The sequence below is a fragment of the Actinomadura sp. 9N215 genome (genome assembly GCF_044326345.1).
GTDB lineage: Bacteria > Actinomycetota > Actinomycetes > Streptosporangiales > Streptosporangiaceae > Spirillospora.
The window spans coordinates 1-13,050 of the sequence record NZ_JBIRBA010000003.1 but is presented as its reverse complement, the minus strand read 5'-3'; the positions used below and the strand labels follow the sequence as shown (position 1 = coordinate 13,050).

The window sequence follows — 13,050 nt, the reverse complement described above, 5'->3', positions numbered from 1 at the left end:
GCCCCGGCGCCCCGCGACCGGACGGCGCCGCCCCGCGACCGGACGGCGGTCACCGGTGAGCGCGCGGACGCAGCGCTCACGCGTCGCCGACCAGCTGCTCCAGGACATCAGGGCCCGGCGCTACGGCCCCGGCGAGCGGCTCCCGTCGGAGCGGCGGCTGTCGGAGGCGTTCGGCGTCTCGCGGCCCGTCGTCCGCGAGGCGCTCGGCATGCTGAGCTCGCTCGGGCTGGTCGACGTCCAGGTGGGCCGGGGCGCCTTCGTGACCGCGAAGGACGTCGCCCTCCAGTCCAGGGACGTCCAGCGGTCCCTCGTCGAGGTGACCGTCATGCGGGAGGTGCTGGAGTGCGGCGTGCTCGGCGTCTCGTCCCGGCGCGGCCCGGACGCGGCGGAGACGGCCGAGGTCGAGGCGGCGCTGGCCGAACTGGAGCGGTGCGTCGCGGACGGCGCCGAGGCGACGGGCGCGGACCACCGGTTCCATCGCGCGATCGTCGCCGCCGCCGGGTCCGCGACCGCCGTCCGCCTGTGGGAGGAGTTCACCAGCGAGATCTCGACCGTGATCAAGATCAGCCCGAACGGCAGCACCATGGACGAGGCCACGCTCGAACGGCACCGCGTCCTCGCCGCCGGCGTGCTGGGCGGCGAGTTCGAGCCGGCCCGGCAGGCGTGCCACGACCTGCACGAGGACTACCGGCGGTTCCTGCGCGACCTGCTCGGCTGACCGCGCCGGGCCCTCGGCGGCCGAAACGCCCCTCGGCGGCCGGCTCCGGCCGCTCCGGCCGCCGAGGGCGTTTCTCATCGGCTCCTACCGACGCATGAGGTCGACGTAGAGATTCCAGAACGCGTCACGATTGATGTCGAAGAGAATGCGGACTTTCTGGGTTCCCGCCGGGAAATTGCCGGGATCGCCGAACGACCGGCGCCGCGATTCGCCGTAGCCGATCGCGCGCCCGTAGTTCGGGCCGAGGTTGTCGTCGATGTCGACGTAGCGTTCCTCGACCTTGGTGGCGATCTCGGGACGCAGGTAGACGGCGGCCGTCAGCGCGTCCCACACGAACGAGCTGGACGCCGGGTTCCGCTCGAAGCGCGGCCCGTGCAGATCCCTGAACATCTTCTTCAGGGGCGTTTCGGGTCCGGTGACGATCCGGTCGTATTCCTTCTTGGTGTAGAAGACGCGTTCGGCGATGTCGTTGGGGACGATCGTCTGCCTCTTGAACGGCGTGCGGAGCGCCATTTTGGCGGCCTCGGGATCGAACCACCAATTGAACTCGGCGGCCGGGGACGTGTTGCCGGGAATGTCGATCGCGCCGCCCATGTAGATGATCTCTTTGACCAGCGGGACGATCTCCGGATGGGTCTTCACGGCGAGGGCGATGTTGGTGGCCGGCCCGATCGCGAACAGCGTGACCTGCCCCGGATACCTCTTGACCTGCTCGACGATGAAGTCGGCCGCGACCTGCCCGCTGGGCTTGCGCTTGGGATAGCCGCCATAGGGCTCCCGGGCGAGCTTGAGGTAGGACGGCGGCCGCGCGTGGCCGAACGCGCCCATGTACTCGACGTTGCCGAAGAGCTTCTCCTCGGCGGGCAGCTGCTGGAGGCGCGCGGAGTTCAGCGGCTCGCCGGCCCCGGGCACGACCGGGATCCGGTGCTCCCCGACGATCTCCAGCTGGCGGAGCGCGTAGGCGGTGCCCTCCTCCGCCCAGCTGTTCCCGGCGACGACCGTCACGCCGAGCAGGTCGGTCCCGATGGCGTTGCGCAGCATGAACATGGTGATCGCGTCGTCGTTGAGCTGTCCCATGTCCGTGTCGATGATCGCTTTGCCGCGGGCCGCGGCGGCCGGCGCGGCGGTCCGTCCCGCGGGCGCCGCGGCCGGCCGCTGCGCCGGGGCGGCGGACGCGGCGACCGGGACGGCGGTGAGGCCGGCCACCAGGACGGCGGCGGCGCCGACCGTTGTGAGGGGGATCTTCATGGGGGGGTTCTCCTTGTCTCCCGTCAGGAGATGCGCTCGGCCAGCCTGCGCCGGTACGCATCGATGACGACGGCGATCATGATCACGCCCCCTGTGATCATGAGGCGTTGGAAGTCGGACACCCCGAGCAGCAGGAGTCCGTTGGTGAGCACGCCGAGCAGGCATGCCCCGAGGAAGGTGCCGACCATCGAGCCGCGGCCGCCGCCGAGACTGGCGCCCCCGATCACGACGGCGGCGATCGCGTTCAGCTCGTAGCCCTGGCCGAGGATCGGGCTGGCGATGTTGAGCCGCGCCATGTAGGTGAGCGCGGCGACGCCGACGGTGAAGCCGGCGATCACGAAGGCGAGGACCTTGATGACGCCGGTGCGGTGCCCGGACAGCCGCACGGCCTCCTCGTTGTCGCCGACGGCGTAGATGAGACGTCCGAAGACGGTGCGGGTGAGCACGAACCAGCCGACCGCGGCGAAGATCAGCGCCACCCAGAACACCGCGGGGACCCACAGGACGGTGAGCGTCCCGAAGTCGTTGAACTGCTGGGGAAGGTTGTAGATGGTCTTGGCGTCGGTGAAGTCCTGTGCGGCGCCGCGCGCCACGTACAGCATGCCGAGCGTGATGATGAAGGACGGCACCTTCCACGTCTCGGACACCGCGCCGTTGACCAGCCCGCACGCCGCGCCGATGGCGAGGCTCGCCAGCAGCGCGAGCAGGATGGCGACCGGCGTGGCCAGGTCGGCTTCGGTCATCACGGTGCCGGCGACCACGGCGCACAGCGCGAGGACGGAGCCGACCGACAGGTCGATCCCGCCGACCAGGATCACGAACGTCATCCCCACCGCGAGGATCGTGTTCAGGGTGATCTGGGTCATGATGTTGCGCAGGTTCTGCGTGGTGGCGAAGTCGCCCGCGGTGAGCGCGAAGACGAGCGTCAGCACGACCAGCGCGATGCCGATGCCGGCCTCCCCCATGACCTGCTGTGCGATGCGCGGCGCCCGCGCGGTGGGCTTCGGCTCGACCACCGAGGCGGCGGCGTTCGTCATGGCCGCTCGGCCTCCTTTCCGTTGCGTCCGTCTCCGTCGCGGCCGTCGCCGCCGTCTCCATCGCCGCTGTCGCGGTCGTCGCGTCCGTTGCGGTATCCGGAGTAGGCCAGGGTGAGGATGTGCTCGGCGTCGAACTCAGGCCGGGGCACGTCGGCGACGATCCGGCCGCGGGAGAACACGAGGATGCGGTCGCAGACGCCGATCAGCTCCGGCAGGTCCGACGAGACGACCACCAGGGCCCTGCCTTCGTCGGCGAGGTCCATCAGCAGCCGGTGGATCTCGTAGCGGGCGCCGACGTCGATGCCGCGGGTGGGCTCGTCGATGATCAGCACGTCGGTGCCCGCGTACAGCCAGCGGGCGAGCACGACCTTCTGCTGGTTGCCGCCGGACAGGGTCCGGACGATCTGCCGGACGCCGGACGACCCGATCCGCAGCCTGCGCGCCAGCTCCTCCGCCGCCCGCGCCTCGGCGCCGGTCCGCAGCAGCCCGGCCCGGGTCACCTTGCGCAGGCTCGCCAGGGTGACGTTCGCGCTGATCGGCAGGCCGAGCGCCAGTCCCTGGGCCTTGCGGTCCTCGGTGAGCAGCCCGATGCCGAGGGCGACGGCGTGCCGCGGGTGACGGATGCGGGCCGGGCGTCCGCGCACCTCGATCCGCCCGCCGGCGGCGCGGTCCGCGGCGAACAGCGCCCGCATCGTCTCGCTGCGCCCGGCGCCGACGAGCCCGGCCACGCCGACGATCTCGCCCGCCCGGGCCTCGAACGAGACGCCCGCCGCGGCGCCGCGCACCCGCAGCCCGTCCACCCGCAGCAGCACCTCGCCCGGCACGGCCGGCCCCCGGACGGGGAACTCCTGGTCGAGGTCGCGGCCGACCATCAGCCGGACCAGCTCCGCCGGATCGACCTCGCGCAGCGGACGCGTCGTCACGTGCCGCCCGTTGCGCAGGACGGTCACCCGGTCGCCGATCTCGTACAGCTCCTCCAGATGGTGCGAGATGTAGATCACCGCGACGCCGCGGCCGGTGAGGCGGCGCAGGATCTCGAACAGCCGCCCGCTCTCCCGGCCGGTCAGCGTGGCGGTGGGCTCGTCCAGGACGAGCAGCCGCGCGTCCCGCGACAGGGCCTTCGCGATCTCCACGAGCTGCGCCTGCGCGATGCCGAGCCGGTCCATCCGGGTGCCGCCCGGCACGTCCAGGCCGACCTCGTCGAGCAGGGCGCGGCACCGCCGTTCCAGGCGGCGGCGGTCCACGACGCCGAACCGGTGCGGGAGGCGCTGCAGGAAGAGGTTCTCGGCCACGCTGAGCCCCGGGATCGGCGTCAGTTCCTGGTGGACGACCTGGATCCCGGCGCGCAGCGCGGCGGCGGCGTTCGGCGGAGCGTGCCGGCGGCCGTCGAACGTCATCGTCCCGGCGTCCGGCCGTTCGACGCCGGTCAGGCACTTGACCAGCGTCGACTTGCCCGCGCCGTTCTCGCCGACGAGGACGTGCACCTCGCCCGGCCGGACCTCCAGGTCGACGCCGTCCAGCGCGACGACGCCGGGATAGCGCCTGACCAGGCCCCGGGCCGTCAGCAGCGCGTCCACGGGCACCTCAGCTCTGCCCGGCCGCGGTGATCAGCTTCACCTGGGTCTTCTGCCAGCCGGTGATCCGCTCGCCCTTGATCATCCGCATGGCGTAGTCGATGCCGACCGCGGCCTGGGTGGAGCCGTACTGGTCCACGGTGGCGACGACGCTGCCGTCCTTCAGGCTCGGCTGGATCGCCGGGATGTTGTCGAACGCGGCGATCTTCACCTTGCCGGTCTTGCGCGCGTCCTGGATCGCCTTGAGCGCGCCCAGCGCCATCGCGTCGTTGGCGGCGAGCAGGCCCTGCACGTCCGGGTGCGCGGTCAGCATGTTGCCCGTGATGGTGTGGGCCTCGTCGGTCTCCCAGTGGGCGGTCTTCGAGTCCAGGAGGATGAGGCCGCCCTGGGTGACCGCGTCCTTGAAGCCCTGGGCGCGCTGCTCGGCGTTGGCCGCACCGGGATTGCCCTCAAGCATCACGACCTTGCCCCCGCGGCCGAGCCTCTTCGCCAGCTCGGCGCCCGACTGGCGGGCCCCTTCGCGGTTGTCGGGGCCGACGAACGGGACCTGGAGGCCCGCCCCCTTCAGCGCGTCGTCGTCGAGCTTGACGTCGATGTTCACGACCTTCACGCCGGCGTCCGAGGCCCGCTTGAGCGGGGCGATGAGCGCGCGGGAGTCCGCCGGCGCGATCACGATCGCCGAGACCCGCTGGGTCACGCACTTCTCCACGGCCGCGACCTGGCCGTCGATGTCGGTCTCGTTCTGCGTGCCGACCGCGTCCAGCTTCAGGTCGCCGCGCTTGTTCGCGTGCGCGACCGCTCCGTCGCGCATCTGCTGGAAGAAGTCGTTGGCCAGCGACTTCATGACCAGGCACACCTTGGCCTTCTCGCCCGCCTTCGGCTGCCCGCCGGACGAGCCGCCGCCCTCCCGCCCGCAGGCCGCGGACGACGCGGCGAGGCTGAAGACGGTCAGCCCGATGAGGAGCGTTCGTCTTGCCATGGATCCTTCTCCTTACCGTGGGGGGTGGGCGAACGGCACGCCTGCGCGCAGGACGACGTTCGCGTAGGGGGTCGCCTCGCCCGTGCGGACTACCGCACGTGCCTGCGAGGTCAGCTGCTTGAGCCGCGCGTGCGGGACGCGGGCGGTCGGGGTCGCCGCGAGCGCGGCGTCCAGCCCGCGGCGCAGTTCCGGGTCGGCGGCCTCTTCGGCGACGGTCGCGGCCTCGGTGACGAGCTCGGCGAGGACCGTCCGCAGGACGGGCAGGAACCGCGGTTCGCCCGAGCGCCAGACCAGGTCGACCGCCTCCACGCCGGGCGGCACCGGCAGCCCGGGATCGGCCACGACGATGAGGTCGCCGTGGCCTGCCGCCGCCACGATCTCCAGGAGGCGCGGGTGCCACAGGCCGTCCGGTCGCATCGTCATCGCCTCCCGGTGGGCTCGGCCGCGAGCAGGGCGTCGACGTCGGAGCGGGTGGGAAGGGAGCGCAGCGCTCCGCGGCGGGTCACGGCGAGGGCGCCGGCGGCGCACGCGCGGCGCGCGGCGTCCCGCAGCGGCAGCCCTTCCGCGACCGCGACGGTCAGCGCGGCGCAGAACGCGTCGCCTGCGCCCACCGCGTCGACGGCGGCGACCCGAAAGGGCGCGACCCGGAACGTTCCATGGTCATCGGCGCCCGCGGCGCCGTCCGCGCCGAGCGTCACCACCACCTGGCGCGGCCCGAGCCGGCGCAGCGCAGCGGCGACGGACGTCCAGTCCCGTTCGCGGTCCCGTTCGCGGGATCCGTTCGAGCCGTCCGGCGCCGGTTGCAGTGCCGCCGCCTCGATCTCGTTGACGACGAGGACGTCCACCAGGCGCAGCAGGCGCGCCGTCGCGGTGTCCACGACCCGCGGCGCGGGCGCCGCGTTCAGCACGACCGGCATCGCGTGCCGCCGGGCCTCGGCCGCCGCCGCGGCGCACGCGGCGACCGGGATCTCCAGTTGCAGCAGCAGCGCGGACTCCTCGCCGCCGCCGGCCGCGGCCGCGGCGTCGTCCGGCCCGAGTGTCGCGTTGGCGCCCGGCGCGACGGCGATGGCGTTCTCGCCGTCCGGCCGCACCATGATCATCGCCAGCCCGGTCAGCGCCCCGGCGGCGACCCGGACGCCGGTCACGTCGATGCCCTCGGCGGCGACGGCCGCGCGCGCCTCCGCGCCGAACACGTCGTCCCCGACCCGTCCCGCCATCCGGACTGCCGCGCCGAGCCGCCGCGCGGCGACCGCCTGGTTGGCGCCCTTCCCGCCGGGCGAGCGCGCCGCGTCGCCGCCGAGGACGGTCTCGCCGCGCCCGGGCAGGCGCGGCACGCCGACCGCCAGGTCCATGTTGACGCTGCCCACGACGAGCAGCCGCACCGGCTCACTCATCGGCGCCGCTTTCGACCGTCCCGCCCGCGGCGATCCCGTGGTCGCCGCCCACGGGATCGGCGCAGCCGCACGACCCGCGGGCCACCAGCCGCGTCGCGAGGACGATGCGCTCCGGGGCGGCGTCCCCGGACGTGCCTCCGGCGGGATCGCGTGCGGCGAGGAGACGCTCGACGGCGGTCCGGCCCAGCTCCGCGAACGGCTGGCGCATCGTGCTCAGGGACGGGATCGCATAGGCCGAGGCGGCCACGCCGTCGAAGGCGAACACCGCCAGGTCGCCCGGGACGGCGACGCCGAGCTCGGCGGCGGCGCGCAGCACGCCGATGGCCTGCTCGTCGCTCGTCACGAACAGGGCGTCGACGGCGGGCCGCTGCCGCAGCAGCCGGCGTCCGGCCAGGTAGGCGGCGGCGCGCCCGAACGGCGCGTGCGCCACCGGCATCGTCGCCGGATCGAAGCCCGCCTCCGCCAGCGCGCGCCGCCATCCGTTCACCCGGTCCAGCGTCGGGTGGAGGCCGTCGGGCCCGGCGACGCACCCGATCCGGGTCCTGCCGTGGCCGATCAGATGCCGCACCGCCGCCGCCGCGCCGCCCTCGTTGTCGACCAGGATCTGCACGGCGTCGACGCCCTCGATCTCCCGGTCCATCACCAGGCACGGGATGCGGGCGTCCGCCAGCTCCGCCCGCCAGCCGGCCGGGCCGTGCGACGGGATGAGGATCAAGCCGTCGACCTGCCGGTCCAGCAGCGTGCGGACCTGCGCGACCTCCCGCTCGTCGTCGTCCCTGGCGTTGGCGAGCAGCAGCGTGTGACCGTGCTCGAACGCGACGTCCTCGATCTCCCGCGCCAGCTCGGCGAAGAAGGGGTTCGCGTTGTCCGGGACGACGAGGCCGATCGTGGTCGTGCGGTTGCTGCGCAGCGACCGGGCCACCGCGTTCGGACGGTAGCCGAGCTCGCGGATCGCCTCCAGCACCCGTTCCCGGGTCGCGGGCGCGACATTGCGTGGCCCGTCGTTGAGGACGTAGCTCACCACGGCTTCTGACGTGCCGGCACGTCGCGCGACATCACGGCGGGTGACCATGGGCTCCCTGTTCAACTCGTGTTGGCAACTCGTGTAGATGGAGTTTCCGCGCCCTCCCGTCCGATGTCAATGAGCACTTTCAGAGAACTCGCCCGCCCGAGGCGCAGCCGCGCCCGTCCCGGCAACATGAGCGGCGGCGTGAACTGAAGCGCGGTGCCCCTTACGGGGAGAACCGGGAGACGTAGTGGGCCTTGGAGCCGTCCGCGCCAAGCTCGACGTCGGTGACGCCGAAGTCGGCGGGGACCCTCGACAGGATGATCGCGCCCGCCCCGTCTCCGAACAGGCTCGCGGTTCGCCGGTCGGTGTAGTCCAGGATGCGCGAGTAGACGTCGGCGCCGATGACGATCGCGTGGCGAAGCCGCGGATCGGCCGACATCATCGACCGGGCGACCTCCAGCGCGTACACGAACCCCGTGCAGACGGCGTCGACGTCGAAGGCCGGGCACTGGACGAGCCGCAGGTTCGCCTGCACGGTGCACGCGGTCGCCGGCATCGTCGTGTCCGGCGTGGAGGTCGCCACGATGATCAGATCGACCTCGTCCACGTGTATCCCGGCGGCTTGTATGGCACGGCGTGCGGCGACCGTGGCCAGGTCCGATGTCGCTTCGCTTGCGGCCGCGACGCGTCGCTGGAGGACTCCGGTCCGGTCCTCGATCCATTCAGGGCTGGTATCCAGCCGATCCGAGAGTTCGTCGTTGGTCAGGACCGTCGAGGGGACGTAGGCGCCGGTTCCAGTGATTCCAATGTGGGTGTGTCGGGCAACGGTGCGTTCGAGGACTGCGGGCATGAGGTCTCCTTCGGTGTGCATGGTGAAGCCGCCCAGCGGGGGATGCTTCTGGCGGGTCGTCCGACGAACGGTGGTCAGGGCGCGCTGATGGTGGCGGCCGGCGGATCCGCGGGTACGCCGCGGGAACCGTCAGGCGTGCGCGGTGCAGGCGGCACTTTCGTCGATTGACGCCCGCTTGTGACGGCGACCCCGAGAACCGACGCGCAAACAAGCACGGCGCCGAAGATCTGCAGCGGCGTCAGGAGTTCCGCGAAGACGATGAAAGCCAGCACGCTGGTGACCACGGGCTCGGCGCTGGACACCGCCGCCGACGCAGCGGCGCCCAGCAGTCGGAGACCGGCGAAGAACGCGATGATGGCGATGACCGTGGAGACCACGGCGGTCGCCACCGTTCCCGACCAGCCCGCCGTCCCGCTGGGAAACGAGGGGGTGTGAGCGAGCCACGTGCCGCCGTAGACGCAGCTCGCGGCCAGGCAGACGGTGGTGGTCGACGCCAGCGGCCCGGCCGCGCCCGACAGCCGGCTGCCCGCCAGGATGTACCCGGTGTAGATGACCGCGGCGGCCGCGGCGAGAATCACGCCGAGCAGGTCGCCCTCAAGCTTCGGCCCGGCGACCAGGGCGACGCCCACGGACGCCGCGGCCGTGGTGGCGAGGATGACCAGGGTGGGCATGCGGCGGCCGAGGACGGCGGCCGAGATCGCCACCAGTACCGGATAGGTGTAGAACAGCACGGCCACCAGCCCGGCGGGTATCCGGGTCAGCGCGGTGAAGTAGGTCAGGGACTGCCCGACATAGCCGACCGCCCCCATCGCCGCCAGAAGCGCAAGATCCCGCCTGGGCGGCCACGACGACGATGTCAGGACCATCAGGATCAGCAGGACGGCGGCGGCGACACCGAAGCGCACCAGCAGGACCCCGTGGACGTCGGCGCCGCTCGCGTAGGCGGCCTTCGCGAAGATCGCCATCGCGCCGAAGCAGGCCGCCGAGGCCAGGATGAGCGATAACCCGAGCGCGGAGCGCGCCGACTGATTCGGGCTGGTGCTTCAAGGCGCTCGGCCCACCCGGGTCCGCATCGTGGATCGGAGCGTTTTCGCATTCATGCTCCGGCCGTTCCAGCGTCGCTGCGCTGTGTGCTCGTCGGTTCCGCTTGCGTCGAACTTGAGGCCCATGGCCGACCACTTCCCGTCGCTTGGAGCCTCCATCGAAATAGGGTAACTTGTCAAGCAGTTTGAACGGTGACGTAAAGTCACCTGTTAGGAGGTGTCAATGGTGACGAAAGAGCACGACGGCAAGCCCGATGCGGCCCCTGCGGGCCTGGAGCTGGTTCGCCTCTTCATCAACACCCGAGATCTTGAGGCCGGACTGGACGAACTCCACGACGCCACCCAGCTGACCGGTTGGTTCCGAGCACATGAGCTTCTTCGTAGGAACGAAGCGGCCGACCAGGCCGACGTCGCCAGAGCCGTCAGGTTGCGGGAAGCGATCCGCGCGCTCGTACGAGACAGGTCCGACCCGAACCTGGCCCCGGCCGCTGCGGCAGAGTTCAACAAGGCCGCCAAGGCGGCCGCCCCGCTGCACGCCGAGATCTCACCGGACCTGGCCGTCAGGCTGGTCTCCACCCGAAGCGGAGTGCCCCGCGCGCTCGCCGGCATCATCGCCGCGGTCGCCGAACACGCCGGGACGCCTGACTGGGAGCGCCTCAAAGTCTGCGGCAACTCCCACTGCCAATGGGCGTTCTACGACCACGCCCGCAACAAGACCGGACGCTGGTGCAACATGGCCACCTGCGGTAACAAGTTCAAAGCAAGAAGCTACCGGCGCCGGCAGGCCGAATCGGCCACCGCCGACTTCCCGGCACGAACCTGAGTCCAGGCGAGTGCTGTGGCTGCCTTATCGCTCCCCGCCGGCAAACGGAGGTGACTGTAGGCGCCCGAGGCCGGCTCGTGCGGTACCGGTCACCTTCGGCGCGGGCCGGTATGCGCTGGCCCTCGGCCCCCACAAGATCGGGCGGGACGGGCCGTGTCGCGAGATCTCGGCCGGCGGTCACAGCGATGGCGTGGCGAGGTGGTCGGCGGTGCCGCCGCGCCACTCGATGAGGAAGAGGCTGGCGTCGTCGCTGGTGATCCCCCTTCTTTCCCGCTTGAGCGTGTGGGAGAGGTCCCGGACCATCTGCTGCACGGTCGCGGCGGTGGGCTCGACGTGTTCGATGGTGGCGATCAGGCGCGCCTCGCCGAACTGCTCACCGCCGGTGGTGTGCTCTTCGACGAGGCCGTCGGTGTAGGCCAGGATCCGGTCGCCGGGACGGAGCCGCTGGGTGTTGATCACGGGTGTCGAGCCGCCGATGCCGACGGGCAGCGTCCCGGGACCCTCCAAGGCGGACAGGACGTGGTGGTCCCGGATCAGCAAGGGCGCCGGATGGCCGGCGTTGACCCATTCCAGCCGGCCCGTTCCGACGTTCAGGCGCATCATCTGCGCGGTGACGAAGTGGTCGGGGCCGAACTGCTCGTCGATGGCGGTGTCCATGAAGGCGTACAACTCGGCGAGGCTGGCGCCGGCGCGCCTGGCGTGCCGGTAGGCGCCCACCGCGACGGTGGCCAGGACGGCGGCGTTCAGGCCGTGGCCCATCGCGTCGATCATGGCCAGGTGCAGGACGTCGTCGTTGAGGGCGTAGTCCAGGCTGTCGCCGGCGACGTCGTAGGCGGGTTCGAGGATCCCGGCGATGGCGACCTGCGGCGTGGTCATGGTCAGCGGGGGCAGCAGTGACCATTGGATCTCCGCGGACACGCTCATCGTTTCGCGCCGCCGCGCCTGGAAGAACTGGTCGGTGTAGCTGTTCTTCGTGACCAGCATGTCGGCGACCAGACCGGCCAGCCGTCGCAGCAGCCGGCGGTCGTCATCGTCGACGACGTCCAGGGTGAGGGTCATCACGCCGATCTCGTCGCTGCCGTCCAGCAGGGGCAGGAACATTCGCACCCCGTCCGCCTCGGCGTGCTCGACGGCGGTCTCGGACAGGAACGCCTGCCCGGCCAGGGAACCCACCAGGGGGATCGGTTCGGTCTCCTTGAGACCACGGCCCGGAAGGGACACCAGTGTGAGCTGGGCGTAGTCCTGCAGCAGGATTGAGACGTCGCGGCCGCCGATCGCGTGCACCTCCTCGGCCACCAGCGGCGCGATGAGCTGCGGCGGCATCTCGTGTGCCCGGTCCAGCAACTGGCCCAGCAGCCGCTCACCGAATCCCTCGCTTCGATCCACCGCACCATCCACCGTCTCGCTGGTCCCCTCCGTCCCCTCCCTGTTCCCTCGGGAAGCGGGCGGCACTGCCCGGTCAGCAAGGAACGCTCAAAGCTTGGGTAAGCCCAGTGTCACCATCCGGCGGCGGTGACCGGCCGGCGGCCTGCAGACCATTTCTGTCAAAGCAGCGTCGGGATGTGGGCCCACACGCGGGGTGACCGCGTCACCGATGCCGGTCTGTGTTCGCGCCCGACGGCGCTGTTCGGGAGGCTGTGGGAGGCTGGGGTGAGGGCGTGGACATCCGGTCGCCTCGGGCAGGGTGAGGCGGTGAGCGGCGATACCAACGGCGGGCGAGGCGCGGGCGGCCCGGTTGTGGGAGCTGGTCGCCGGGTGCGCGGACGGTGAGCTGGTATCGGCCGCGCATGTGTGTCAGGCGGCCGTGGTGGCGGTGGAGGTGGACGGGGCGGCGCTGTCGGTGGCGACCCGGCCGGACCGGCGGCAGCGGGCGCACGCCACCGATGCGGTGGCCGCGCTCTTGGAGGAGCAGCAGTTCACCCTGGGGGAAGGCCCGTCCATCGAGGCGGGGGCCTCCGGAGGCCAGGTACTGGTCGCCGACGTGTCCTCTCCTGCCGGCGCATCCCGGTGGCCGGTGTTCGCGCCGGTGGCCACGGCGGCCGGGGCAGGGGCGATGTTCGCCTTTCCGCTGCAGGTGGGGGCGATCCGGCTTGGCACCCTTACCCTGTACCGGGCCAGGCCGGGTTCGTTGACCGGGGAGCAGGTCGCCGACGCCGTGACGCTGTGCCGGACGGCGGTGGCGGTGATGCTGACCGGTCAGACCCCGCCGAACGGGACGGCCCCGGACCAGGGAGCGTGGCCGCTGGGCGGGCCCGGCGAGGGCCGGATCGAGGTGTACCAGGCGACCGGGATGGTCGCGGTCCAGCTCGGCATAGGTCTGCAGGACGCGTTCGCGGCGTTGCGCGCCCGCGCCTTCACCGATGGTGTCCCGCTGG

12 protein-coding genes and 1 pseudogene are annotated in these 13,050 nt (G+C 72.0%); 3 read left to right on the top strand and 10 right to left on the bottom strand.

Translation table 11 applies throughout. The features are described 5' to 3' along the window. The first annotated feature begins 55 nt into the window (after positions 1-55). Positions 56-718 carry a FadR/GntR family transcriptional regulator gene (locus ACH34T_RS05605; RefSeq protein ID WP_395990880.1) on the top strand — a complete coding sequence of 221 codons (663 nt, stop codon included), beginning with the start codon at positions 56-58 and terminating at the stop codon, positions 716-718. A gap of 84 nt (positions 719-802) precedes the next feature. Here the strand turns inward: ACH34T_RS05605 and ACH34T_RS05600 are convergent, their stop codons facing one another. From ACH34T_RS05600 to ACH34T_RS05560, 9 genes and pseudogenes are all read right to left on the bottom strand, one after another. Beyond that, on the bottom strand, positions 803-1,966 hold the full coding sequence (locus tag ACH34T_RS05600; protein ID WP_395990879.1) for a nucleoside hydrolase: 1,164 nt from the start codon (positions 1,964-1,966) through the stop codon (positions 803-805). Between the two features lie 23 nt (positions 1,967-1,989). Further along, the gene (locus ACH34T_RS05595) at positions 1,990-3,003 is read right to left on the bottom strand and encodes an ABC transporter permease (RefSeq protein WP_395990878.1); all 1,014 of its coding nucleotides are present in this window, start codon (positions 3,001-3,003) and stop codon (positions 1,990-1,992) included. Further along, on the bottom strand, positions 3,000-4,580 hold the full coding sequence (locus ACH34T_RS05590) for a sugar ABC transporter ATP-binding protein (RefSeq protein ID WP_395990877.1): 1,581 nt from the start codon (positions 4,578-4,580) through the stop codon (positions 3,000-3,002). The genes ACH34T_RS05595 and ACH34T_RS05590 overlap by 4 nt, the downstream gene beginning before the upstream one ends. A 7-nt stretch (positions 4,581-4,587) precedes the next feature. Further along, the gene (locus ACH34T_RS05585) at positions 4,588-5,556 is read right to left on the bottom strand and encodes a sugar ABC transporter substrate-binding protein (RefSeq protein WP_395990876.1); all 969 of its coding nucleotides are present in this window, start codon (positions 5,554-5,556) and stop codon (positions 4,588-4,590) included. A 12-nt stretch (positions 5,557-5,568) separates the two neighbouring features. After that, a complete protein-coding gene (rbsD, locus tag ACH34T_RS05580; RefSeq protein WP_395990875.1) occupies positions 5,569-5,979 on the bottom strand; it encodes a D-ribose pyranase in 411 nt (136 codons plus the stop codon). After that, entirely contained in the window at positions 5,976-6,950 is a 975-nt protein-coding gene (locus ACH34T_RS05575) for a ribokinase (protein WP_395990874.1), read from the bottom strand. Before ACH34T_RS05575 ends, rbsD begins: the two co-directional genes overlap by 4 nt. After that, the gene (locus ACH34T_RS05570; RefSeq protein ID WP_395990873.1) at positions 6,943-8,022 is read right to left on the bottom strand and encodes a LacI family DNA-binding transcriptional regulator; all 1,080 of its coding nucleotides are present in this window, start codon (positions 8,020-8,022) and stop codon (positions 6,943-6,945) included. Before ACH34T_RS05570 ends, ACH34T_RS05575 begins: the two co-directional genes overlap by 8 nt. 160 nt (positions 8,023-8,182) lie before the next feature. Further along, positions 8,183-8,809 carry a hypothetical protein gene (locus ACH34T_RS05565; RefSeq protein WP_395990872.1) on the bottom strand — a complete coding sequence of 209 codons (627 nt, stop codon included), beginning with the start codon at positions 8,807-8,809 and terminating at the stop codon, positions 8,183-8,185. 74 nt (positions 8,810-8,883) lie between these two features. Next, positions 8,884-9,807 (bottom strand): annotated as a pseudogene (locus ACH34T_RS05560) (DMT family transporter); the annotation flags it as partial. Positions 9,808-10,075: 268 nt separating this feature from the next. On the opposite strand from ACH34T_RS05560, the gene ACH34T_RS05555 reads away from it, so the two are divergent. Continuing rightward, positions 10,076-10,675 (top strand): CGNR zinc finger domain-containing protein, encoded by a 600-nt coding sequence (locus tag ACH34T_RS05555; protein ID WP_395990871.1) that lies wholly within the window; start codon positions 10,076-10,078, stop codon positions 10,673-10,675. A gap of 177 nt (positions 10,676-10,852) precedes the next feature. On the opposite strand, the gene ACH34T_RS05550 is transcribed toward ACH34T_RS05555, so the two are convergent. Further along, positions 10,853-12,061 (bottom strand): PP2C family protein-serine/threonine phosphatase, encoded by a 1,209-nt coding sequence (locus ACH34T_RS05550; protein ID WP_395990870.1) that lies wholly within the window; start codon positions 12,059-12,061, stop codon positions 10,853-10,855. 421 nt (positions 12,062-12,482) lie between these two features. Between ACH34T_RS05550 and ACH34T_RS05545 the strand changes: the two genes are divergently transcribed. Continuing rightward, the coding region (locus ACH34T_RS05545) for a hypothetical protein (RefSeq protein ID WP_395990869.1) at positions 12,483-13,050 on the top strand (568 nt) is incomplete at its 3' end.

What these genes read in the sequence shown, in the direction of transcription:
- ACH34T_RS05600 (WP_395990879.1), bottom strand. Translation starts at nt 1,966, where the DNA reads ATGAAGATCCCCCTCACAACGGTCGGCGCCGCCGCCGTCCTGGTGGCC.
- ACH34T_RS05595 (WP_395990878.1), bottom strand. Translation starts at nt 3,003, where the DNA reads ATGACGAACGCCGCCGCCTCGGTGGTCGAGCCGAAGCCCACCGCGCGG.
- ACH34T_RS05585 (WP_395990876.1), bottom strand. Translation starts at nt 5,556, where the DNA reads ATGGCAAGACGAACGCTCCTCATCGGGCTGACCGTCTTCAGCCTCGCC.
- rbsD (WP_395990875.1), bottom strand. Translation starts at nt 5,979, where the DNA reads ATGACGATGCGACCGGACGGCCTGTGGCACCCGCGCCTCCTGGAGATC.
- ACH34T_RS05575 (WP_395990874.1), bottom strand. Translation starts at nt 6,950, where the DNA reads ATGAGTGAGCCGGTGCGGCTGCTCGTCGTGGGCAGCGTCAACATGGAC.
- ACH34T_RS05570 (WP_395990873.1), bottom strand. Translation starts at nt 8,022, where the DNA reads ATGGTCACCCGCCGTGATGTCGCGCGACGTGCCGGCACGTCAGAAGCC.
- ACH34T_RS05565 (WP_395990872.1), bottom strand. Translation starts at nt 8,809, where the DNA reads ATGCCCGCAGTCCTCGAACGCACCGTTGCCCGACACACCCACATTGGA.
- ACH34T_RS05555 (WP_395990871.1), top strand. Translation starts at nt 10,076, where the DNA reads ATGGTGACGAAAGAGCACGACGGCAAGCCCGATGCGGCCCCTGCGGGC.